At 50.7% G+C, this 23,457-nt stretch carries 25 protein-coding genes and 1 riboswitch; of the genes, 20 read left to right on the top strand and 5 right to left on the bottom strand.

Going from position 1 to position 23,457, the window contains the following annotated elements:
• Window positions 1-18: 18 nt before the first annotated feature.
• The gene (locus RB298_RS28605; protein ID WP_486049717.1) at window positions 19-1,554 is read right to left on the bottom strand and encodes a spore germination protein; all 1,536 of its coding nucleotides are present in this window, start codon (window positions 1,552-1,554) and stop codon (window positions 19-21) included.
• Window positions 1,555-2,007: 453 nt separating this feature from the next.
• Here RB298_RS28605 and RB298_RS28600 point away from each other — a divergent pair, with 453 nt between their 5' ends.
• The 18 genes from RB298_RS28600 to RB298_RS28515 all read left to right on the top strand — a co-directional run bounded on the left by RB298_RS28600 (window position 2,008) and on the right by RB298_RS28515 (window position 18,038).
• Entirely contained in the window at window positions 2,008-2,535 is a 528-nt protein-coding gene (locus RB298_RS28600) for a DinB family protein (protein ID WP_332295477.1), read from the top strand.
• The gene (locus RB298_RS28595; RefSeq protein ID WP_452520482.1) at window positions 2,532-3,443 is read left to right on the top strand and encodes a sugar phosphate isomerase/epimerase family protein; all 912 of its coding nucleotides are present in this window, start codon (window positions 2,532-2,534) and stop codon (window positions 3,441-3,443) included. The genes RB298_RS28600 and RB298_RS28595 overlap by 4 nt, the downstream gene beginning before the upstream one ends.
• A gap of 96 nt (window positions 3,444-3,539) precedes the next feature.
• On the top strand, window positions 3,540-4,331 hold the full coding sequence (locus RB298_RS28590; RefSeq protein WP_015736440.1) for a lipid II flippase Amj family protein: 792 nt from the start codon (window positions 3,540-3,542) through the stop codon (window positions 4,329-4,331).
• Between the two features lie 47 nt (window positions 4,332-4,378).
• Window positions 4,379-4,675, top strand: coding sequence for a hypothetical protein (locus RB298_RS28585; RefSeq protein WP_486049714.1), 297 nt, complete (start codon window positions 4,379-4,381; stop codon window positions 4,673-4,675).
• A 291-nt stretch (window positions 4,676-4,966) separates the two neighbouring features.
• Window positions 4,967-5,665, top strand: coding sequence for a FadR/GntR family transcriptional regulator (locus tag RB298_RS28580; RefSeq protein WP_015736438.1), 699 nt, complete (start codon window positions 4,967-4,969; stop codon window positions 5,663-5,665).
• Between the two features lie 89 nt (window positions 5,666-5,754).
• Entirely contained in the window at window positions 5,755-7,104 is a 1,350-nt protein-coding gene (locus RB298_RS28575; RefSeq protein WP_486049712.1) for an acyclic terpene utilization AtuA family protein, read from the top strand.
• 13 nt (window positions 7,105-7,117) lie between these two features.
• Window positions 7,118-7,444, top strand: a complete 327-nt coding sequence (locus tag RB298_RS28570) for a DUF4387 domain-containing protein (RefSeq protein WP_009589826.1) — start codon at window positions 7,118-7,120, stop codon at window positions 7,442-7,444.
• 3 nt (window positions 7,445-7,447) lie between these two features.
• Window positions 7,448-8,341 carry an ABC transporter permease gene (locus tag RB298_RS28565; protein WP_486049710.1) on the top strand — a complete coding sequence of 298 codons (894 nt, stop codon included), beginning with the start codon at window positions 7,448-7,450 and terminating at the stop codon, window positions 8,339-8,341.
• Between the two features lie 14 nt (window positions 8,342-8,355).
• Window positions 8,356-9,228 (top strand): carbohydrate ABC transporter permease, encoded by an 873-nt coding sequence (locus RB298_RS28560; RefSeq protein WP_009589953.1) that lies wholly within the window; start codon window positions 8,356-8,358, stop codon window positions 9,226-9,228.
• A gap of 65 nt (window positions 9,229-9,293) precedes the next feature.
• Entirely contained in the window at window positions 9,294-10,787 is a 1,494-nt protein-coding gene (locus RB298_RS28555) for an extracellular solute-binding protein (protein ID WP_486049708.1), read from the top strand.
• Window positions 10,788-10,800: 13 nt separating this feature from the next.
• Entirely contained in the window at window positions 10,801-11,955 is a 1,155-nt protein-coding gene (locus RB298_RS28550) for an ADP-ribosylglycohydrolase family protein (protein WP_486049706.1), read from the top strand.
• A gap of 63 nt (window positions 11,956-12,018) precedes the next feature.
• Entirely contained in the window at window positions 12,019-14,139 is a 2,121-nt protein-coding gene (locus tag RB298_RS28545; protein ID WP_486049705.1) for an ADP-ribosylglycohydrolase family protein, read from the top strand.
• 20 nt (window positions 14,140-14,159) lie between these two features.
• The gene (gene rbsK / locus RB298_RS28540) at window positions 14,160-15,071 is read left to right on the top strand and encodes a ribokinase (protein ID WP_096776766.1); all 912 of its coding nucleotides are present in this window, start codon (window positions 14,160-14,162) and stop codon (window positions 15,069-15,071) included.
• A 150-nt stretch (window positions 15,072-15,221) separates the two neighbouring features.
• Window positions 15,222-15,407 (top strand): hypothetical protein, encoded by a 186-nt coding sequence (locus tag RB298_RS28535; protein WP_081746334.1) that lies wholly within the window; start codon window positions 15,222-15,224, stop codon window positions 15,405-15,407.
• A 239-nt stretch (window positions 15,408-15,646) separates the two neighbouring features.
• The gene (locus tag RB298_RS28530) at window positions 15,647-16,195 is read left to right on the top strand and encodes a nucleotidyltransferase family protein (protein ID WP_096776843.1); all 549 of its coding nucleotides are present in this window, start codon (window positions 15,647-15,649) and stop codon (window positions 16,193-16,195) included.
• A gap of 105 nt (window positions 16,196-16,300) precedes the next feature.
• A complete protein-coding gene (locus RB298_RS28525; protein ID WP_192571224.1) occupies window positions 16,301-17,017 on the top strand; it encodes a class I SAM-dependent methyltransferase in 717 nt (238 codons plus the stop codon).
• Window positions 17,011-17,469 carry an NUDIX hydrolase gene (locus RB298_RS28520; protein WP_096776764.1) on the top strand — a complete coding sequence of 153 codons (459 nt, stop codon included), beginning with the start codon at window positions 17,011-17,013 and terminating at the stop codon, window positions 17,467-17,469. The genes RB298_RS28525 and RB298_RS28520 overlap by 7 nt, the downstream gene beginning before the upstream one ends.
• A complete protein-coding gene (locus RB298_RS28515) occupies window positions 17,466-18,038 on the top strand; it encodes a histidine phosphatase family protein (RefSeq protein ID WP_452520487.1) in 573 nt (190 codons plus the stop codon). The genes RB298_RS28520 and RB298_RS28515 overlap by 4 nt, the downstream gene beginning before the upstream one ends.
• A gap of 83 nt (window positions 18,039-18,121) precedes the next feature.
• Here the strand turns inward: RB298_RS28515 and RB298_RS28510 are convergent, their stop codons facing one another.
• Together RB298_RS28510 and RB298_RS28505 are read right to left on the bottom strand one after the other, a co-directional pair.
• Window positions 18,122-19,372 carry a methyl-accepting chemotaxis protein gene (locus RB298_RS28510; protein WP_015736427.1) on the bottom strand — a complete coding sequence of 417 codons (1,251 nt, stop codon included), beginning with the start codon at window positions 19,370-19,372 and terminating at the stop codon, window positions 18,122-18,124.
• Window positions 19,373-19,555: 183 nt separating this feature from the next.
• Complete coding sequence (locus tag RB298_RS28505; RefSeq protein ID WP_096776762.1) at window positions 19,556-20,278, bottom strand: class I SAM-dependent methyltransferase; 723 nt, start codon at window positions 20,276-20,278, stop codon at window positions 19,556-19,558.
• Between the two features lie 143 nt (window positions 20,279-20,421).
• Between RB298_RS28505 and RB298_RS28500 the strand changes: the two genes are divergently transcribed.
• Window positions 20,422-21,120, top strand: coding sequence for a nucleotidyltransferase domain-containing protein (locus RB298_RS28500; RefSeq protein ID WP_192571225.1), 699 nt, complete (start codon window positions 20,422-20,424; stop codon window positions 21,118-21,120).
• A 117-nt stretch (window positions 21,121-21,237) separates the two neighbouring features.
• Entirely contained in the window at window positions 21,238-21,333 is a 96-nt protein-coding gene (locus RB298_RS28495; protein WP_486049701.1) for a sporulation protein YjcZ, read from the top strand.
• A 73-nt stretch (window positions 21,334-21,406) separates the two neighbouring features.
• On the opposite strand, the gene RB298_RS28490 is transcribed toward RB298_RS28495, so the two are convergent.
• Entirely contained in the window at window positions 21,407-22,009 is a 603-nt protein-coding gene (locus RB298_RS28490; protein WP_096776760.1) for a YkoF family thiamine/hydroxymethylpyrimidine-binding protein, read from the bottom strand.
• Window positions 22,010-22,094: 85 nt separating this feature from the next.
• Window positions 22,095-22,197, bottom strand: a riboswitch (TPP riboswitch).
• Window positions 22,198-22,379: 182 nt separating this feature from the next.
• The gene (locus RB298_RS28485; protein ID WP_009589776.1) at window positions 22,380-22,982 is read right to left on the bottom strand and encodes a nitroreductase family protein; all 603 of its coding nucleotides are present in this window, start codon (window positions 22,980-22,982) and stop codon (window positions 22,380-22,382) included.
• Window positions 22,983-23,457: the final 475 nt, after the last annotated feature.

The following is a 23,457-nucleotide window of genomic DNA, read 5'->3' as shown; positions in this document are numbered from 1 at the left end:
TTTCATAAAGAGCTATCCTTAGCGGATGGAATCTTTCTTATGTATCGCCTTCCGGAAGCGTTTCATCTTCAGAAGCGGCATTCGAATCATAAAGTCTTTCCAATCACTTACTCGATAAGGAACGACCGGCGTGATAAAGGGAACACCAAAACTCTTCAACCTCACTAAATGGCTGCAAAGGAAAAGGAAAAACAAAACGACCCCGTACAACCCATACACAGCAGCGAAAAACATCGCTACAAAACGAAGCATGCGAAACGAAATTCCAGCGCTGTATTGAGGGACGGCAAAGGAAGAAATGGCAGTCAACGCCACCACGATCACCATAATCGGACTGACAATCCCCGCTTGTACGGCTGCTTCCCCTATGACTAATCCGCCAACGATACCCATGGCCGGACCAATAGGTTTAGGCAATCGCAGACCACCCTCCCGCAGAATCTCGATCGCCACTTCCATGATCAGGGCTTCGATTATGGCGGGAAACGGTACGCCCTCCCTCGTGCCCATGATGGACAAGGCCAGTTTGGTAGGGATCAACCCTTGGTGAAACGAGACAAACGAAATATACAAGGAGGGACCAAAAAGCGATATAAGGGCCGCGAAATAACGTAACAAGCGGATGAGAAAACTCGGCAACCAACGATCATAATAGTCTTCTGGCGAGTGCAGCATCATACTTAATGAAACCGGAACGATCAAAGCGAACGGCGTCCCATCCAACAAGATGGCAACCCGTCCTTCCATCAAGGCGCTGTATACGCGGTCGGGACGCTCCGTATTCTGTACTTGTGTAAAAGGACTGAGGTAATTATCCTCGATCAGCTGCTCTACATAGCCTGATTCGGGTACATCATCCACATTGATTTTTTTGATTCTTTTCTGGACCTCTTCCAACAAAGCAGGATCCGCCATATCTTTGATATAGGCGATGACAAGTTCTTTTTTAGAACGTTCTCCTACTTGAAACTTGATGATGGATAAGCTGCTGTTATCACCATGCTGTCGTAAAAGGGCGGTATTATCACTTAATGATTCTGTGAATCCTAACCGTGGGCCTCGAACCAATGGCTCTGATGACGGTTCTTCATTATTGCGCGATTTCCCTTTGGTCGTACCGAGAATGAGCACATTCTGCACGCCATCCACTAACAGTGCAGTCGAACCTGTCAATATCTTGGACACCAAATCATGAACATGATGGGCTTCTGTTACTTCACTAATGGTAAGAACTTGATTTTTAATAAACTCTTTAGTAATGACACCGTGCACAAGAGAGGGATCCCGATCATTTTTTTCGAAGAAGCTCGCCATAAGCGATTTCATAATGTGTTTGTCGATGAGTTCTTTATCCGACAGTCCGTCTACGAAAACGATGGCCGCATATATGCCTGTGCCTCCAATGTAAAACTCCCTAAAGCGCACATCCGAGTTATGACCGATCTCGTTTCTCACCAGTTCAAGATCCAAGGCGAATTTCCCCGTGAAATGCTCAAGTGATCGGGTTTGAGCAGGATCCAATGATTTGATATTTTCATGGTCATGTTGTTTCATTGTGGATACCTGCCATTTCCTCAGTCTTCCTTTGAGTGATGAACCCATTTAAAAAACCTTGAGATGATATATGGAACCATAAAAGCGATGAAACCTTGCATAAAAACCTTCCATTCCGGAATGTAGGAAAGCACCATTTTCCACATGTGAATCCCCCTGTTCAGGCAACAAAGTTTCAAACATAGACCCTCTAGTTCCATTATTATCGATGCAGCAGCAGTTTAAACTTAAAACACGGTTCCACCGTTCCAGGGAAAGGCAACCGTTTCCTTACCCTCTTGCATACCGTCACGCGAATGCATGGAACGATGAACCTTGTGCTTTGCTCAAGGAAACGGGATACGCAGGAGGGAAATAATGTTAAAATAAGTTTGGGCGAATAAAGGCTGAGTCGTGATTTCCGTGCCGGCCCCGGTAAGGAAAGTACATAACCAAGAAACGAAGGTGATGGACATGTTTCACAATGACCCGCATTTGCTCATCGCGGACCTTCCCGGTTATTCACCGGATATTAGCCGCTTACTGTCGATGATGAATTATGCCAGGTTCACGACGCTGCAAGAGGTCAAGGATTTAACCATGGAGCAGCTCGATTTCGTCGCAGAAAAAGGGGGGAATTCGATCGGAGCATTGCTGCTGCATGCTGCCGCCGTGGAATATGCCTATCAGGTCAGCACGTTCGAAGAGCGCGAATTAAGCCAGGATGAGCTGCGGATATGGGGGCCCGCCCTCAACCTGGGCGATGAAGGCAGAGCCGCGATACGAGGTCATGCCCTCGATTATTATATCGAGCGGTTAAACGAAGTCCGAAACCGGACCTTCGATTTGTTCCGGTCGGTTACGGATGAATGGCTTTATATCGAGCAGCCATTCTGGTATAACAAGCACGCAAATTACTATTTTATGTGGTTCCACGTCTTTGAGGACGAGATCAACCATCGCGGGCAAATTCGTCTTGTTCGAAAGAAGCTGAGCACATGACTCAAAGTCGTTTACAGATAGGCATGTGGGATCAGTTTACGGAAGAGCGATGGGAACGGCTTGCGGACAAGCATATCAGCGGGATGGAAATATGCAGCTTTCCGAATCGGGAGGCGTTGGTTGAAGTCAGCGATTTTTGCCGTAACCGGCGGATCGCGTTCGGTGTTCATGCCCCGATTCTTCGTGAAGCGGGATATCGGTTGCCACAAGTCAATGCACCCGAACCCAAGGTCTTTCGGGAAGCGCTTGAACAAATCTCGGCCGAGGTTCAGTTAGCCTCCAGTATGGGGGCAGATTATATGCTGTTTCATTATCCGTTTTATCCGGTCTTTCAGGAGCCTTTCACGCCGTACCCGCGACTTCCTAGCCCTGAGGAGCGTTACAGTTACAGCCAATTGAGCAAAGAAAGATTTCGGGAAATGTCGAAGCGATTATTCGAGTTTCTCTGTGAACTCCAGCTTCGCTATGGGCAGCGCATTGTGCTAGAGCATGATTTCTTTGGAGATTACGGGGATGTGCTGATCGATAGCTTTCACGCTTATCCCGACATCGGGTTTGTGCTGGATACGGCCAGGCTTGATATTGCTCGCAGGGCCTTTCAAGGTTTTGACCCATACCCATTTCTCGATCAGATGGCGTCCCGGATTTATTTGGTCCATTACAGTAACGTATGGTATGAAAAGGACAAGTTCACGCATCATCTGCCGGTGCTGCCGGAGCATGATCATGATGCGAACTATGGCGAAGCCTATGCCTATTTGCAATACGTTGCCGCCCGTAATTCACGGTTCCATGTGACGTTTGAACATAACGCGAGCCTGATCACTCGGCAGCAATTACAGAATATCTATGACCGGACGGCATTCATGCTTCAAGAGCAGGGAGGGCACGTACTAATCCGGCCGTAAATACGATAGACATATAGGGAGAAACAGACTGCAGATTCAATCGGTGACATGATATGGTACGACTTAGCCTGCACCTCAGGTGGGGAGGAACCCTCTATGATACAGAGCTTGATTGTTGTGTTTGTCCTGACGATGATTATTCATACGGCGGAGACGTTGTCATACTCTGCGAGATATGCCGGAGTGAAGTTGAACAAAATTGCGGTGGCGTTATCCTTGACCGGAATCATTGTGCTGGTTTCCCGGACATCCAACCTGGTTCAAGCTCCGCTGACAGGCAAATTCGTGGATTATGCAAAAGTGGATCCTTCGTTTGACGTGCTCTCTTATTTCAGGGCGATATTGCTGGCTGCATCGATCGGAACGATTGTCGCGATTGCATTGTTTCCTACCTTCGTCAATCTGTTCAGCCGCATTATCAGTAAGCTGGAGGTCGCCGGATCCATTCCGAAGCTTGTATCAAGCGTGACCATCGGTCAGCTCAAGAATACACGGCATTACATCAGGAAGCCGAATCTGAAGTGGAGCCAGTTTCGCTACTTAGGCGTACCTAAACGGTTCATTTTGCTGAATATCGTGGTTACGGCTTTTTACACGGTAGGTGTCCTGGCATCCCTGTATGCCGCACATCTCGTTCCCCAGTACAGCACGATGGCCTCCCAAGCATCCGGACTGATCAACGGGATTGCAACGATTATCTTAACGATATTTATCGATCCCCAGCTTGGTTTGATTACGGACAAAGCCACCCGTAATGAGGAAGCGAGGGAACAGCTGGGCAAGGTGTATACGATGCTGATGGTTTCGCGGTTTTTCGGAACGATGCTGGCCCAGCTCGTGATTATTCCGGCGGCTTACGTCATCAGTGAGATTGTGAAATGGATATAAAGACGGTGGTATTGGTTAGAAAACAAGAACGAGAGAGGAGGGGGATCATGATAACGCGTAAACGTCTGGCGATGGAATCCGTGCTGTTTGCCGCAGCGATCTATATAGGCTATTTTGCATTTATGATGCTGCAAGGGATGGTGCTAACAAAGAGACATGCGCAGGATCTGGATCTGACCAAGCAATATGAACGGATGAAAACCCTGCAGCCCCAGGTAACGTTTGGAATGATGGAGCGGAGCAGCGGGTGGCAAACAGCAGCAGCGATCGGAGGCTTCGTTCTATTGGGCGGCTTATATGGTTACATAAGATGGCAATGGACCAAACGGAGATCGCAGTCATAAATTTGAAGTCTTAGAGCACAAACCCTGTCATGGATTTTCGTCCACGGCAGGGTTATTTATTTCGTTCCATGGATCGCCGTCTAGAGGCGCTCAATCGCCCAATATATCGGATGATTGGATGACCCAATTATCCGGTTTCCACTGCCTTATAGGTCAAAACTACCGTAATTTTATCGATGAAAGCGCTATTTATATGCTTGACAGCCTATTCAGATGCGTTTATGCTAAACGTGCGGTTAATTGGATCACCCAATTATCGTTTGCGCAAGTAGGGATAGAGAGGGTAGTCATATGACCATTAAGAAGATTAAATATCATCGGGTGTACGAGGATGTTATCGAACAGATCAAGAATCTGATTCTGGAAGGGAATCTGGCTCCGGGTGATGTCCTGCCGACAGAACGGGAGTTGGCCCAGTCCTTCGGCATTAGCCGCGGAACATTGCGGGAAGCCTTTCGTATTCTGGAGCGCGAAGGATTGATTGAAGCCAGACCGGGCGGCGGACGTTTCCTGAGCAAGGCACTGGACGTTGCCGAGGATCGGAGCCGTATTCTGGACAACATTGAACGCGCTACCATCATCGAGTTGTTAGAGGCGCGGGAATTGTTCGAGACGGGAATTGTGGAGCTGGCGGCGAAGCGGGCAACCGATGAAGATATCGCCGAGATTGAGGCAGCCTTCGCAACGTGGGGGGAGATCGATCAGAATGCGGAGGATCGATCGAAGCCGGATCAGGCATTCCACTTGTCGATTGCCAAAGCTACGCATAACGTGGTCCTCGTCAATATGATTGAACTGCATATGGATTTGCTTCAGCGGACGCTGAGCAAAACAGCGCAGATTCCGGGGCGAAAGAGCGAGGTCTACGAAGAACATTTACTTATTATGCAAGCCATTAAGGAACGGGATCCGGTAAAAGCGAAGCTGGCTTTGCTGAACCATCTTAGCCGGGTTAAAGAAAACATACAGAAAAACCACATTCATGTTTAAGAGGGGGAAAATGCACCCCTTTTAGCACAAATTGGATAATCCAATTATCCAATGGCATGGGTGAATATGTGGGTAGAGAGGGACTGCAGATGAATACAGACATTCGAATTCTATCACCCTGCGGCATGCTGGGATATGGCTTTCCTGAACAATCCTTTATGAACGGACTTGAGTTTGAACTGCACGGCATCGTCGTGGATGCAGGATCTACGGATGGCGGACCGCATAAGCTGGGCGCCGGCGTATCGATCGTCAGCAAGCGCGCGGTTAAGAAAGACCTGGACATCATGATCACCCAGGGTGTGCCTCGGAAAATTCCGATTATCATCGGATCGGCCGGCGGCTCGGGAGCAAGGACCCATGTGAACTGGACGCTGGATATCATTGATGAGATTTTGGATGAGCGGGGTCTTCAGGCCAAGGTGTCCGTTATCTGGGCGGATTTTACGCAGGAGGAAATCCATTTGGCAAGCGAAGAAGGGAGAATCAAGGGACTGAGCCCGAACATTCCGCCACTGACCCGCGAGCGGATTGATTCAACGAACAGCATCGTTGCTCAGATGGGACACGAGCCTATTGTGGAAGCGCTTAAACAAGGCGGGGACATTATCGTATGCGGCAGGGCTTATGATCCGTCCCCATTCGCGGCGATCGGGATCTATCATGGCAAGGACCCGGGGCTATCCTATCATCTGGGCAAAATACTGGAATGCGGCGCACTGTGCGCCGAACCTGGCACAACCAAGGACAGCATTCTTGGCACGATAAGCGATGATTCGTTTACCGTTCAATCGCTTAACCCGAACCGGACGTGCAGCCCGACCAGCGTTGCCGCCCATACCTTCTATGAGAAGGAACATCCGTATATTCTGCATGGTCCCGGATTCACGCTTGATTTGGAGAACTGCCGATTCGAGGAAGTGGAAAAAGGCGTCGTTCGCGTGACGGGCAGCCGATTCCTTCCGGCGGAGAAATATTTCATCAAGCTGGAAGGCGCAAGACGCGTCGCGTATCGGACCTTTGTGGTCGCAGGGATCCGGGACCCGATCCTGATCGGGAAGCTGGAAGAGGTTGAAGAATATGTGCGCAACCAGGCGCGGGAATATTACCGGGAAATTCCGGAATCGGATTATCGGATTCAATTCTACAACTACGGCAAGAACGGCGTTCTCGGAAGCAAGGAGCCCGAGTCGTTCGACGGGCACGAGATCGGCGTCATGTTCGAAGTGGTGGCCAAAACGCAGGAGTTGGCAAACAGCATTTGCGCGACGGTGCGTTCCACCTTCCTGCACTATGGCTACGAAGGCCGGAAATCAACGGCGGGCAATCTCGCTTTTCCATTCGCGCCAAGCGACATCGAGTTCGGTCCTGTGTATGAATTCTCCGTCTACCACCTGATGGAAATGAAAAATAATGCTTTTCGTATAGAGCATCGATAAGGAGGATCAAACCATGACTCAACTCGGCGATTTGGCGAAGGTGCTGCGAAGCAAAAACTCGGGCCCCTTCGAAATTACATTAGACGTGTTGTTTGATTCCAAGGAGCAATATGACAGAGTGAAACAGTCCGGCATCATATCGAAACGGACCATATGCGAGCTGTATCAGATACGGGAGGAGCAGATTCATCATCTGGTGTTTTTCGACCAGGCGCTGGGTTTCAAGATCACGATGTCGCGGGACATATCGTCGGGCAGCGTCGGCGACCGCGACGTGTATGGTGCCCAGCAGCATGCTCCCCTCATGAAGTTATCCATCGAACATGGGGAGGAGGGGTAAGCCATGAAGGTGTTAAGACGCTTAAGGCAGGATTGGGTATTATACGCGATGCTGTCGCTGCCTCTGCTCTACTTTTTTGTTTTTCACATCATTCCGCTGTACGGCATGAAACTCGCCTTTCAGGATTACCGGATTCTCGGGGATCATGTGTGGGTCGGGTGGAAGCACTTCAAGACGTTGTTCAGCTCCCCCGCCTTCACGAGCGTGCTGCAGAATACCATCATCATCAGTTTGATGAAAATCGTATTCGTGTTCCCGATTCCGATCATGCTGTCGCTTCTGATTAATGAAGTTCGGAGCTCGAAATACCGCAAATATGTGCAATCCGTGGTTTATCTGCCGCATTTCTTGTCTTGGGTCGTGATTGCCGGGATCTGGCTTAGTCTCTTGAACCCAGCCGAAGGCGGAGTCAATCTGATTGCGAATTTCTTCCAACTGCCGTCCGTGGATTACATGACCAGCAAGGAGCATATCCGCTGGGTGCTTGTATTCTCCGAAATCTGGCGAAGCGCGGGTTGGGATTCGATCATTTATCTGGCAGCCATCATGAAGATCAGCCCAGGATTGTATGAAGCAGCCAAGATCGACGGGGCGACCCGGCTGCAGCAGATGAGGTACATCACGCTTCCTCATTTATACAGCACAGTTGTAACCGTCTTCATTCTGAATCTGGGCTTCTTCATGAATGCTGGTTTCGATCAGGTGTTTAACTTTATGAACGATTCCATCATCAGCGTGGTCGATATTCTGGACACGTATGTGTACCGGATCGGTATCGGAAACGGGCAGTTTGCTTATGCAACCGCAGCGAGCCTGTTCAAGGGCGTGATCGGCATCATTCTCATCCTGGGCACGCATTTCATATCGAAGCGCTTCTCGGGCAAGGGCGTCTGGTAAAGGAGGGATTTACGATGAGACGGCTTGAAATTTCCAAAATCGTCATTTATCTGATGTTGTTTGTATTTACGCTCATGGTCTTGGTTCCTCTCCTGAATCTGCTGGCGCTGTCTCTGACCGACCCCGGCAAAGCCCATCTGATGGGCGGTCTGGACATCATACCGAAGGGATTCTCAACGATCAACTACCAGCTGCTGTTGTCCAATCCCTTGATCACGGGCAGTATTCTGAATTCGGTATGGATTACCGTGGCAGGCACATTCCTGAATCTGCTGCTGACCTCCATGGCAGCGTACGTGCTGGCCAGAACCGAGTTTATCGGGAAAAAGGTCGTGTTGTTTTTCCTGATCGTCATTATGGTATTCGAGCCGGGCATGATTCCCGAATACCTGCTCGTGAAGGATCTCGGACTGATGAATACGTTAACTTCGCTGATCCTGTACAAAGCGATCAACGTATACTATCTCTTTATTCTCATGCGGTTCATTCAGGACATTCCGGAGGAGATTCTGGAGGCTTCCCGAATCGACGGCGCAGGGCATTTCCGCTTGTACAGCCGCATCATCCTGCCGCTCTCCAAACCGGGGCTGGCGACCTTGGGCTTGTTCTACGGGGTGTATCACTGGAATGAATATTTCCGGGCGACGCTCTATATTTCGGACCCGACCAAATGGCCGCTGCAGGTCGTGCTCAGGCAGTTTGTTGTCCGTAAGGACAATACGTCCCTGATCGGGAACCAGAACATGTTCGACAGCTCGATCAATTTTGATTTCGCTTCCCTGCAGGCAGGTACGATCATGATCGCGATTGTGCCGCTGTTATTCCTATATCCGTTCATTTTGAAATATTACGCCAAAGGCGAACTGGAGGGCGGAGTCAAGGATTAAGCTAAGGAAGGCTGCTTAACTTAAGGCATGAATGTTCAAATTCAAAAAAGGGGAGAAAGATGAACATGAAAAAATTAAGCCTGTTATTCATCGTTGCCATGCTGGTTATGGTCATGTCGGCATGTACATCGAATTCGAAGACGCCGGGAGCGGGCCAGACCGAGCCCGGGACCGCGCAGCCTGAAGGAAGCGGTGATCCGGTTACGCTGAAGATCGTGTACAAGGATGAAGGAACGGCGAATCCCGTTTCCGTTAAATTCTTCGAGACCTTGGAGAAATCCCTGGCCGAAGACGAAGGCTTAAACGTGAAATTCGAGCTAGTGGATCTGGCACAGGGCAGTTATGCCGAGAACCTGAATCTGCTGCTGTTGGGCGGAACCATTCCGGATATCATCTACTTCCAAGGCGGCGACCAGCAAATTGCCGAACAAGGCCTGCTGGAGGATCTGACGCCTTACATTGAAAAATCCACTTACATTAAAGATATCATCGAGCCGCATAACCAAACGCGGATGGCAAGCTATCCGTATCTGCTGTGGATCAAACCGCTCGCACCGAAGACACCGGTCATCCGGGCCAACTGGTTTAATGCCATGGATAGCTCCAAGGCCTTGATGGAGAATCCGACCGTCGACAATTATTACGCCTTCTTTAAGGAATTGGTGGAGAAGAAGCCGGGTGAAGGCAAGCCGAGCTACGCGCTGACGGCAGCAGGCGATATTGCCGAGATCAATTTCATTTTCAATACGGCTTTCGGTTTGGATACGACTTGGCTTAAGAAGGAAGACGGCACTTATGAGTACTCCAAGGTTTCCCAGAATGAAAAAGAAAAGCTGACGTTCTACAACAAGCTCTACAAGGAAGGGCTGCTGGACCCGCAATTCATTACGAAGCAGTGGGATACCAAGGAGGATGCCTTCTATAAAGGGGAAGCTGCCGTTATTACGGGCACAGCCGGCAAAATCATCGATTTGTATGACGGAAGAATGCAGGAGCTTGGCGGAGAAGACGCTAACCTGATCGTGCTGCCGCCTGCCAAGGGTGAAGCTCAAGGCTTCGGGGCAACCGATGTAACGAAGGAATCCAGAGGACTTGCGATCTCTTCCCAGTCACCGAATAAAGACGTGGCGTTCAAGGTCTTTGATTACCTTGCAAGTCCGAAGGGGCAAATGCTGGACCGTCTCGGTTTCGAAGACGAGCATTATAAAGTCGTTGACGGCGAGATCGAGCTGAACGAGAAATATTACAGCGAATGGTATGCGCGTTTCTGGGAGCCGACCGAGATCAAATCCGAAACGCCTTTGAAAACGCCGCTATTGGGTGAGCCTGGAACCGAATCGTTGAAAATGGCTGGCGATTTCTACACGGAAGACAATAATTTCATCATCCCTGAGCAATTCATTGCGAACTGGGATGCGATGAATAATCTGTACAAGGAATATTCGACGGACTTTATTACAGGCAAGAAGGATTTGTCCCAATTCGACCAATTCGTTGAAGCCTGGAATGCTGCAGGCGGAGCAGAGATAACGAAATACGCCAACGAAAACATCAAGTAAGGAGCCTATAACTATGACTTCGTTTCGTGACCGGGTGAGGGGCGTGGTGATATCCACCGCGCTCGGAGACGCAATGGGAGCTCCAATCGAGAAATTGACGTACGGGGAGATCAAGTCCAAGTACGGACGCGTGGAATCCCTCATGACAAGATGGCATAAGATGGACCTGCCCCCCGACGTCCGGCTTGGCCGGGTAAGGGGCGATGGCATTGTCACGGACGATACGCTGATGACCATTGCGCTCATGAACGTGTATCTTACCGAGGGCAGGCATCTGGATGCCTATGATATGGGCAAGGAGTTCGTGAAGGAGATTGCGTTCCGCAAGACGTTTGTCCCTGAGCTGAATGAGGAGACGCTGATTATTGACCGATTGTTCTATCCGGAAAAATACATCTTCATGCGTCATGTGCTGGCCAATTGCGATCCGAGAGAAGGCGGCATCGGGAATATGGTGAACTGCGGGGCGGCAATGTACATCGCCCCGATCGGGATCGTCAATGCGGGCAATCCCAAGGCGGCCTATGATGAAGCCATCCTGTTTGCGATGGGTCATCAGAGCAGCTACGGCCTGGAAGCCGCGGGCGTGCTGGCCGCTTGCGTGGCGAAGGCCTTTGAGCCAGGGGTGAGTGTGGACGATATTGTCCGCACCGCCATCAGCCTGGCGAAAGACGGCACGAAAGCGGCCATTGTGGAGATGACGCAAGCCGCGCGCGATCTGCGGCAGGAGCGGGATGACATGGACAAAGTGATCGAGGTATTGCAAGCGATCATGCTTAAATATTCGCCGATGGGCGATGACGTGAGCCGCCATATCGACAAGGTCGGCATCCCGAGCAACCATTATACGCCAAGCCGTCTATGGTCGATTGAAGAGCTGCCGATGGCACTGGCGTTCATCGTGCTCAATGATGGAGAGTACTACCGTTCGATTCTGGACGGGGTTAACTCCGGGCGCGATACGGACTCGATCGGCGTCATGGTCGGGGTGATCCTGGGCGCCATGTATGGCAGCGAGGTCATCCGCAAGGAAGATATTAAGCAGCTGAATAAGGTGAATCGTTTGGACCTGTGTGCCATCGCCGACCGGTTTAGCGGCATTGCCGCGAAGATCATCGAAGAGGATCTTCGCATCAATGAATCTCGGAAGAATATTGTGAGTCCATAGTTTTTTGCAAGCTATTGGAACCCAGCGGATGTAGAGGAATGGTTGAAACAGGAGGGAGAGCAAATGATACCTAAACATTATGTAGAGACGGTATATGCGGGATTCATCGGCATGAACATTGGCATAAGGCTCGGTGCTCCCATCGAACCGGTAGCTTGGACGTATGAACGCATTCGGGACGTATACGGCGATATCCGGGATTACGTGAAGCCGTACAAAACCTTTGCCGCGGACGATGACGCAAACGGTCCGGTTTTCTTTATTCGCGCGCTGTATGACGATGCGACGGACCGTGAGCTTTCGCCGGAGGATGTGGGCAAGGCATGGCTCAATTACGCTAGGGAAGGGATCGGCATGTTCTGGTGGGGCGGCGAGGATATCAGTACCGAGCACCGCGCCTATGTGAATCTGCGCAAAGGCATCCCGGCCCCTCGCTCCGGTTCGATCGAGGTCAACGGCACGGAGATGGCGGAGCAGATCGGCGGCCAGATCTTCATCGATTCCTGGGGCCTGCTGTTCCCGGGGCAAGCGGAGAAAGCGGCGGATTACGCGGAAAAAGCGGCCAGCGTCTCCCATGACGGCAACGGGCTGTATGGCGCCCGCTTCATGGCCGCTTGCATAGCCAAAGCCTTTAATGCTTCATCCATGGATGAGATTATCGCGGAAGGCCTGCGCATGATTCCGGATGACTCCACCTATGCGCGAGTGGTCCATGCGGTGATGGACTTCCACCGGGAGCAGCCTTCCGATTTCCGCGCTTGCCGCCAGTATTTGGAGGACCACTGGGGATACGATAAATATACGGGTGTATGCCACATTATTCCGAATGCGGGCGTGTGCGTGCTTGCCCTTCTGTATGGCGAGGGAGATTTTGCGCGCACGGTGGAGATCGCGTCGATGTGCGGCTGGGACACCGATTGCAACGCAGGCAATGTGGGAACGATCCTCGGCGTTTACGGAGGTCTGGCGGGAATCCCGGATCATTACCGCAAGCCGATCAATGACTTCATCGTGGCTTCCAGCGTGTCCGGCTATTTGAATCTGGTGGATTTTCCGACATTCGCCAAAGAGCTTGCACTGCTTGGCTATCGTCTTAACGGAGAGAAAGCACCTGAAGAGCTGGTTCGTCGGGTGAAGCAGGGCGAGGTGTATTTCGATTTCGACCTGCCGGGATCTACGCATGGCTTCCGGACGAGCCATTCCTTCAAAACCCCGGTCGTTCGCCATTCGACGAAACAGGTTTATGACAGCAGAGGATCGCTGGAAGTGGTTTTTGACAGACTGGTTGAAGGCGACAGCAGCAAAATCTATTACAAACCGTTCTACCGGCGCGCCGAGTTCAACGATGAGAAGTATAAGCCGACCTTTGCGCCGCTGGCCTATAGCGGACAAACCGTATCCGCCCGCATTTATGTGGATCAGTGGGAAGGCGAACCGGTTACCTTGACTCCGTATGTGCGCAATACCTATACGCAGGAGGACGTGCGTTTGGCTGCGTTGACTCCCGTATGCGGAGAGTGGAACGCGGTGCAATTCGTCATCCCGGATACGGATGGTGCCATGATCGATGAGATCGGCTGGATCTTGGAGAGCCCGTCGCCGCTCTTGAACCGTGCCATCGGAAGTTTGTTCATCGGGCAATTCCGCATCACGGGGGCTTCAGACTATACGATCGATTTTGCCAAGCAGGCCAAAGAGTTCGCTTCCGTCACCCCATTCTCGCATCATCGCGGGAAATGGGAGCTGCGTGACGGTGCCCTGCATTGTTCCTCAGAAGGGGATACCTCCTCCTTTTCCGGCAATTATTATGCCGGAGATATGGAGATTGAGGCGACCATCAAACCGATATCCGGCACCAGCCATGGTGTTATTGCAAGAGCGCAAGGCGTCATGCGTCATTATCTGGCCGGCTTCGACGGCCCGAACTCCGTATCGTTTATCAAACAGGATTTCGGGATCAAGCGTTTGATTACGGCAAAATACGATTGGGCATTGGGTAAAGAATACCGCCTGAAGCTGGTGTCCGAGAGGGACAGGTTCATCTTGTATATTAATGGAGAGAATGTGCTGGAATGCAAGGAAACCGCCTATGCTCACGGCATGTTCGGTTTTGGTTGTCTGGAGGATGGCGAGAACGAGATCAAGGAAGTTCGCGTCCGTACATTCGAGCCGAAGCCGGTTTAACAGAAGGGAGCGGGTTAACTTTGCGTAAGCTGGTTGTCATTGGAAGCATCAATATGGATGTTGTGAGTAATGTAGCGCAGTTTCCCCAGCCGGGGGAAACGATTCACAGCAGGGACGCACAGTTTTTTCCCGGAGGCAAAGGGGCGAATCAGGCTGTGGCCGCAGCCTTGGCAGGTGCCGATTGCAGCATGGTCGGCGCCGTGGGCCTGGATCCTTTTGGAAGCACTTTGGTTGCTTCCTTGGAGGAGCGCGGCGTTGGCGTCTCGTCCGTTCTCACCAAGGCAGGCACATCCGGAATCGCGATCATCACGGTCAACGAAGAAGGCGAGAACTATATCGTGCTCTCGGAAGGAGCCAATGGGCGGCTGACCGAAGAGGATGTTGCCGCCGAAGTGAACTGGGACGGCGTATATGCGGTGCTGCTGCAGAATGAAATTCCGTGGCAGACGACACAGCATGTCATCCGATCGGCCAGCAAGGCAGGCGTTCGCGTCTGGCTGAATCCGGCCCCCGCGCGAACGATTCCGCACGAGGTGTTTCCGCTGCTGGATACATTGATTGTAAACGAAACGGAAGCAAGCGTGGTTAGCGGGCTGAGGGTGGAGGACGCAGCTTCGGCCGAGGCAGCTTCAGCATCGATCATCGGAAGAGGCACCTCCAACGTGATCATCACCCTTGGCGAGTTAGGGTGCTTCTATGGGAATGCGCGCGGAGAGCGTTTTAACGTTCCGGCTTTCCGCGTCAAACCCGTGGATACCACGGCGGCAGGGGATACCTTCATCGGTGCTTATGCGGCAGCTTGCACGGAGGGGCTGGATACGGAAGCAGCGCTGCGGTTTGCGACCGCAGCTGCTGCATTGACGGTGACCCGTCCGGGTGCTCAATCCTCCATACCGGCTAAGGAAGAGATTGTGGCGTTTATGAATACATGAATCATGCTGCTAAAGAGAGGGCGTTTACGGATGCCTTCTCTTTTTGTTGTATAATGCAAGATTCCATGGGAGCTGCCGACATGTTATGCCGAACCCTTTCATATATGTAAGAGTGACGATAATGAATCTATGGAATGGGGGATCTGGCAAATGGCAAAACAAAAAAGAGGCAAATCCTTATGGCACTTACCGACCCGCGCGCGCGGCACATGCCCGGTGTGCAAGAGTACCCGGACCAAACTGTTGTATCCTCGGACCAAATCGGACGGGACTGCCCTGAAAGTGTGCAAGCGCTGCGACGGGGCATCGCAGGAGCGGGTGGATGCGGCTGTGTAAGCAGCTTCCCGATACCAAGGAAGGACTAGAAGTCAGGGATTATTTGGAATATAATAGTTTTATCTAAGCGTGCATAGGCCGGTTTCCTCGTGAAGCGGTCTATGCTTTTTTACACGGATCAAGGTTCTCTGGGGCATACTCGCGCATATTCGGCGGGGTTCGTAAACGTGAGGGACCTGGAGACGACGCGATTACAAGCAAGCTGGGATTCATATCAACCATTCATGGGCGGTGAAGGCATGTTAGAGGAACGGTTAAAGGAATACATAAGGCAGCACAAGCCATTGATGGCGGATTTGGGCATCGTTCGGGATTTAGCCCTGCCGCAATGTTATATTGCCGCGGGTTACATTCGAAATTATGTATGGGACATCCTGCATGGATTAGACGGGACGGACCGGCATACCGATATCGATGTCGTTTACTTCGATCCGGATGATGTGTCCGAAGAACGGGATGCTGCCCTGGAGTTGCACTTAAGGACCTCGACGGCGAACCCGAAATGGTCGGTCAAGAATCAGGCCAGAATGCATGCCAAGAATGGAGACGAGCCCTATCATTCAACCCATGCAGCGCTAACCCATTGGCCGGAGACGGCCACCGCGGTCGGGGCCAGACTGAACGTCGCAGGGGAGCTTGAGCTTTGCTGTCCTTACGGATTGGATGATTTATTCGCGCTTCGGGTTCGAAGAAGTCCTAACTTTGATAAACGGGGCTATTACTTGGAACGGGTACGCAAGAAACAATGGAAGGATCAGTGGCCGCGTTTAGCGATCATCGAGGATTAGATTAGAGTTTGCCGAGTAAGAGATACGATCGGCAAGGATTTAGGCATTCTTATGTGGAATTTGTTAGAAAGCGGCTGATAACGGCAGAAACAAGGGGTTATAACATTGAACATATTCGACCGAGCGCGTGAAAAGGAAAAGTCGTATCACGAGAAATTGTATGAAGAAGCCGTATTGTTTGAACCTGGGAGCTGGTTAGCCAAGCCCGTTCAGACCGTTCTGGATTATTTGGACTTATTGCCCTTTCCGGATCTGCGGGTACTGGATCTGGGATGTGGCGTCGGGCGTAACAGTATCCCGGTTGCGCAGCGGATCCAATCGGGGAACGGGCAGGTCATCTGCGTGGATTTGCTGCCATCGGCTATCGACAAGCTGGTGCAGTATGCCGCGTTGTACGGCGTAAGCTCAAGCATCGAGGCACTTGCAGCAGACGTAGAGCATTACGAAATTGCCGAGGCGACTTATCACTACATTATTACCTGTTCATGCCTGGAGCATTTGAGCTCGGAAGAAGCCTTCGTATGTAAGGTCAAACAAATGCAGGCTGGAACCGTGGACCAGGGCATTCACTGCATCATGATGAGTACGGAAGTGAAGGAAATCGATCGGAAGACTGGTTTGGAGGAAAAGGGGTTAATCGAGTTGAATCTGTCGACCGAAAGGGCCTTTTCCATCCTTGATGAGCTGTATTCGGAATGGGAAATCTTAACGAGGCGGCAGGTGCAGCAGGATATTCAAGAAGTGAAGGAGGGGAGAGACGTTCTTTTCCGAAGTCAATGGATGACCTTCACTGCGAGAAAGGGAGGGGATGGACCATGGTGAAACATACGCATCTCGGCGTTTATGGAATACTGGTTCAGCATGATCATATCCTGTTGATCCAGAAAGCGAGAGGGCCGCATAAGGGGAAGTGGGATTTACCGGGCGGCTCGATCGAGTTCGGCGAAGAGCCGGAGCATACCCTTCAGCGCGAATTTATGGAGGAGACCGGACTTGGTTCAATTAAGGGAAGCATTCGGACGGCCGTCTCTTATACGATCGTGTATCAGTATGAAGCGAATCAGATGGAAGAGCTGCATCATATCGGCATTATTTATGATGTCGAGCTGCTGGATGATCAAGCTAGAATCCAAACGGACGGTGACGGTCAAGACTCCTTGGGAGCCAAATGGATTCCGATTGACACACTGGGATTGCTGCCGTTAACGCCGTTTGTCGAGATGATGATGGAGCCCGAATTAGAGACGAATCCAGAAGCGGGGATCGAAGAATGACGATTATATATTTTGTGAGACATGCGGAATCCCCATTTATCGAGGGGAAGGAACGGTCTCGTGAATTGTCGGCGCAGGGATCTCATGCTGCGGAGCGAGTGAAGGAGATGCTGCTGGATGAAGGGATTGACGCGATCCTGTCGAGCCCTTATCAGCGAGCGAAGGACACGGTCCAACCATTGGCGGACGCTTTAGGATTACCGATTGCGGAGCAGGAGGACTTAAGAGAACGGATGGCCGGCGATTTGCAGGGACATTCCTTCCTTGATGCCAAAAAGAAACTGTTCCAGGATTCGGCCTTCTCCTTCCCGGGAGGAGAATCCGGTAAAGCCGCGCAAAGCCGTGCGATCCGGGCCTTCGAGATAATTTTGAATGCATATGGAGGCAAGCGGGTAGCGATCGGGACGCACGGCGATATCATGACACTCATGCTCCAGCATTATGATGAGCGCTTCGATTATCATTTTTGGCTGGGAACCACATTGCCTGATATTTACCGCGCCGAATTTGAGGAAGGGCGGCTTGTGAACTTCGCGCGGTTATGGAGCGAGCATCAAGAGGAAGGATGATAAAAAGGCCAAGAATCTCGATAGATTCTTGGCCTTTAAGTTTAGTTACTATAAATGCGAGCTTATGTAGACTGCTTCGCTGCTTAAAATTTGAAAATATTGATGGTTTTCTGCAGCCGGAAAACGGCGTTATTCATCGCTTCCGCTTCTTCAGCCATCTTCTGGATCGACGAGATGCCTTCGTTCATGGAGGCCGACACTTGCTCCGTTCCGGCAGCGGATTGCTGCGTGATCGCGGATATATTCTGAATCGCGGAAGAAATGCTCTGCGCGCTATCCAGCATGGACTGGCTTTCCTTGGAGAAAGCGGCGATCTGTTCCGAAATATACTGCACGCTGTTTACGATCTCCATAAACACAAGCTCTGCTTCGCGGATCATTTCGGTCTGCTGCCTGACGACCTCCTCATTGATTTTGATGTTTTGGGACGCGTGTTTGATGTCCGATTCGATGCTCCGAACGAGATTGAATACTTCCCGGGTTGAAGACGTAGATTCTTCGGCCAGTTTACGCACCTCCTGGGCGACAACGGCAAAGCCTGCGCCATGCTCGCCAGCTCTGGCCGCTTCGATGGATGCGTTCAGGGACAACAGGTTGGTCTGATCGGCAAGCTCTGAGATCGTCTCCGTAATCTTCGTGATTCCCCTGGCGCTTTGGGCTAACGCATCGATGGATTCTGAAACCTTGGCTGTCGCTTCAATGTTTCGCTGCATCCCTGCTGACTGTTTGGCTACCGAATCCCTTCCTTGTTCAACCAGTCCCAGCGTTTCGATCGAGCGGGTATTCATTTCCTGAGTCGAATGCGTATAATTGCTGACCTTCTCTTCGATCTCACGGATGGAATGCGTCATTTCGGATACGTCTTCCGAAATTTCGTTGGCGCCGACGGCCAGCTCGTTGGAGGAAAGGGAGACTTGATTCATCACTTGAATAAGCTCCTGGTTTTTAATCGAGATGCTTGAGCTTGACGTCATCACCTGACGGGTGATATCCGAGGTTTCCTGCAATATTTTGCGAAGCTTGTCCACCATGCTGTTGAAGGTTCTGCTCAGATCGTTCATGCCTCCCACCTCCTCCACCTGGAAGGTGAAGTCGCCTTTGGCGATTTTGGCGGAAACGCTGGAGATTTCCGCGAAGGAGTTCGTAAGCGTTTTCTCAATGAGGCGAGAAAGAGGAAAAGTAAGCCCGGTTAGTACCACGACGATGACCACGCCAATGATTGCTTTACCCATCAGAATAAACGCAAGCAGCATGGGTACCGCAAACAAAGCGGCAATGAGATAACAGGCTGCGGTGATTTTTTGAGACATAGGGAGTCTGTTGAACCATGCCATAAGAATGAGTCCTCCTCAACAACATAGGATATATTTACCATGATTATAGCATCGACGGGCTAAACTAGATATAACGAATTGACAAAAAGTGTTGAATTAGGTCGAAAGAACTGAATGTGATGGGAGTGAGGGGAAGCATAGCCATATGCAGATCCCCTCTTGATGCATAGAGATGAAGCCGGATTATTTCACCGCACGAAATAAGACGGAAGCGAGATAATCCGTATTATCCAGAATCATGCGGTCATGCTTGAACAGCGTTTCCCAGAGCGCAGCATCGAACAGGAGTCCTTTATCGCGCTGCTCAAACGCATCCAGATGACGGGTTTGCTCTTCCTTTAATTGCTCGTTGAAGTGGTTGTACTCCAAAAATTCAGCCTGCTTAAAACCGCAAGACAAAAGGGACCCCGCCCATTCTTCCCTCATCATCAGATTAGGAATGCCGAAGAATTCGAGCAGCTCCTTAAGCTTCGGCTCCGGCATCGGCTTATCCAGCAGCAGTTCCCTGTCCAGCAGGACGCCTCCGCGATCCAGAACGCGGTAATATTCGGGCAGCGATTTCGAGGTATCCGTAAATACGGTGACGGACTCGGCCATGATCAGATCAAACCGGTTGTCTTCGAAAGGCAGCGCGCATACATCCGCCTGCAGGAACTCCACGTCCATACCCATGGCTTCGGCTCTTGCGCGGGCTTTTTTGATCATATTTTCGTTCAGGTCAATGGCGGTCACTTGATAACCCATCTCCGAAAGATGACAGGCGGTTCTGCCGGTTCCGCACCCTACCTCCAAAATGCGGCTGCCCGGTTGAATGGGATAATTCTTCAGCATTCTGAGGGTTGCCTCGAATCCTCCCGGGTGGGCACTGCCCATGCCTAATCTGGAGAGCATGTGAATGTAATTCATCTCATCTATCCCTTCTTCCTTATCGTCAATGCGGGTAATCGTTTATTTACCATATGATTCAGGTACGTTTGGGGTTTTCGTTGAATTTAATATTTTGAGCCCTTTTTTGTGGCGGATGAGAGAATTACTGGAGGAAAACGGCCATGAGACTGGAACCGACGGAGGCAGCGATACGCGTCATGCAACGAAATTATCCCGACTGCTTGCTTGCCGTACTTGGCGGCAGCGCGAGCAGTGGTGAATATAATGAACAATCCGATCTGGACATCATCGTCATTGAACGGGACGGATATGACTTCAGCAGGAAGACGATCGAGGCGCATGGCTGGATCGCGGAAATATTCATATTGTCTTTATCCTCCTATCGCGAATATTTCGACGAGGGAGTGCTGGCGGCGAATCCGTCTTTGCAGCGGATGGTCGCCGAAGGTACGGTGCTGCGTTCGTTGCCTGAGGGAGAAGAGGTGCGGGCGGATGCCCGGAATGATTTGAATTACGGCCCCATGCCCTTGTCGTCGAGCGATATTGCCGAATACCGCTACATCCTGACCGAGTTTTTGCTGGACTTGACAAGTCCCCGCAGGGAAGGCGAAAAATGGTTTACTGTACACAAAATAGCGTCGACTCTATGCGAATTCGTGCTGAGGGCAAACCGGGAGTGGACGGGTGAAGGGAAGATGCTGTTTCGTTTATTCAACCGCTATAGCCCAGCTATGGGGGATCGACTGGAGGCAGCGCTTCTGGCGATTTATCGGGAGGACGATCCTGCGGACCTTATTGCAGTGACGGAGGAAGCGCTCAGCCCGTACGGAGGCAGGCTGCTGGTCGGTTATGAGGAATAAATAAGCCCTGCATAAAAAAAGAGGGGGGTACATTAGCCGTGACGCTCGCCCGCCATAAGCAATAAGATAATAACGTGATTAACTCACGTCATTCTTTTAAATCCAGGAGGGATCTTCATGAGCGGAGCATACGGCGGCGCATGGGGCAATTCAGTAGGAACTATATTGGTTCTCTTTATCCTGCTCGTAATCATCTTGAGTGCTTGGATTTAAACACCGTCAATATTCTTGCCTGCAATTGATAAAGGCCCGGCGCGTGCCGGGCCTTTATCTGTTGGAAAGGACCTTAAGCTTTGGCTTTGGGGGATGGGCTGTGGGCCGAAACCACCGCAGTCATGACCAGATGGCTGCTGTCGGATTGAATCGCATGTTGGAACGCGTCTTCGAGTGATCCGAACACCCGGGACAACGCTCCGTCCAATCGGCTGGCGTAATGTACGCTTCCACCGAATGTGCCCGCTGCCTTCGCACGATCCACTTCTGCGTAAATGACATCCATGTAATTGGCGCTACCCATCGGGTAAAGCGCGAATTGGCAGGCCGTTTCGATATCGGCGCGTTCCCCGATATCGTGGTTTAAGCGGGTCGAATCCTCATTCATATACGCATCGGCATCCGTATCGCCTGGGCAGCCGATAGAATAAGTACCGTTAAACACCGTGTGCACGCCGCTAGCCGCGGCATAAGCGAATATTGCTCTCGTCACATCAAACACATGCTCCGCACGTCCGCGAATACAAGTGCTTACATCATCCGTTTGGATCCAGACCTTTTCCGAATCCACGGAACGAAGCGCTTCCGTGATCACTTCAACGAACCGATCCGTCATGGGAAATACCGAGAACCGGCAACCCACGATCCGGCTGGTTCCGCAAACAAGCTCATTCATAAATTTTTTTCCTCCCCATTGTATAAGTCCACGCAAAAAAACCGCACCCCATGAAGAAGTGCAGTTATGCCTACGCAAAGAAATAAACATAAATGCTACACTTCCCCACGCTAGTATGATCTAGATCGGGTGATAAGGGTTAACGGCGGTCCGCCGTCTCTCAGCACATGGCACCCCTAGTACAGCCAAACATCAAATATGCAGTTGGTATCAAGCCGGCTCCAAGAACTTCCGAAGATCAGAAGGCGAAAGGCCTGCTTCCTGTGTTATTGTATCGTTTTGCCGGCAGGTTTTCAATGGCAGGGCACCATAAAAAAGCCGCCTATTCCAATCCTCAGGGCTTGGGTAGGCGGCTTAGGCCGGCTATGGCTTACTTGTATACCTTCACGCGATCTTCAAGCGGCGCAAATTCTTTTTCGCCCGGATCTGCAACCGGTTTGCCGAAAGGCATTTGAGCGATCAGCTTCCAGTTTTCCGGAATGTTCCATTCGGACTTCACTTTCTCGTCGATCAACGGGTTGTAATGCTGGAGGGATGCGCCCAGGCCTTCTGCCTCGAGGGACGTCCATACCACGAATTGCAGCATGCCGTTGGATTGGTTCGACCAAACAGGGAAATTGTCGGCATACAGCGCGAACTTTTGCTGCAGGTCGGCAACTACGTTATTGTCCTCGAAGAAGAGAACAGTGCCGTATCCAGCACGGAATGCACCCATTTTTTCAGCTGTGGATTTGAAAGCCTCTTCGTCTCCGACAACCTCTTTCAGAATGCCTTCGGTCAGGTTCCACAGTTTGTCATGCTGTTCGCCAAGCAGTACAACGACGCGTGCGCTTTGGGAGTTGAAAGAAGACGGAGTATATTTAACGGCTTCATTAACAATCTCCTGGATGCGTTCGTCGGAAATGACCGGGTCTTTGCTGATGGCATAATGGGAACGGCGATGCTTAAGTGCTGCTGAAAAATCTTTAGACATTGAAAAAAACCTCCTGATGTAATCATGTTTGCATAAGCCTGATAACAAAGATGTCCTTTAATTCAAGCAAATATGCATGTTGAGTTGAATTGCTGTCGTTGAATTATCATTCCACATTAACTTACGTTTAGTTAGAAATAATAATTATGTTAGCATATTAATATAACTTAGAGGGATTGTCAACGCTTCGAAGGAAAGTTAATTTATATTTTTTATACCCGGTTACTGAGAATTAAATCAGCTTCTACATACGTATGTATTTTGGGAACCGCGAATCCAAGCGGCTCAGCCTCGGTGATATAAAGTTTATCTCTGCGAAACTCCATATTATGAACAAATCATGAACAAATGATACTTGGATGAACAAATTAAATGATTTTGATTCTCAATTATACTTGTCGACTGAGAATGAGAATGATATAATCCATATCAGAACGCAATTGATAATCAATCTCAATGAGAATGGTTGGGGAAT

The organism is Priestia sp. BR_2 (assembly GCF_041954005.1).
GTDB lineage: Bacteria > Bacillota > Bacilli > Paenibacillales > Paenibacillaceae > Paenibacillus_AQ > Paenibacillus_AQ lautus_A.
This window is presented reverse-complemented; position numbering and strand designations above follow the sequence as displayed.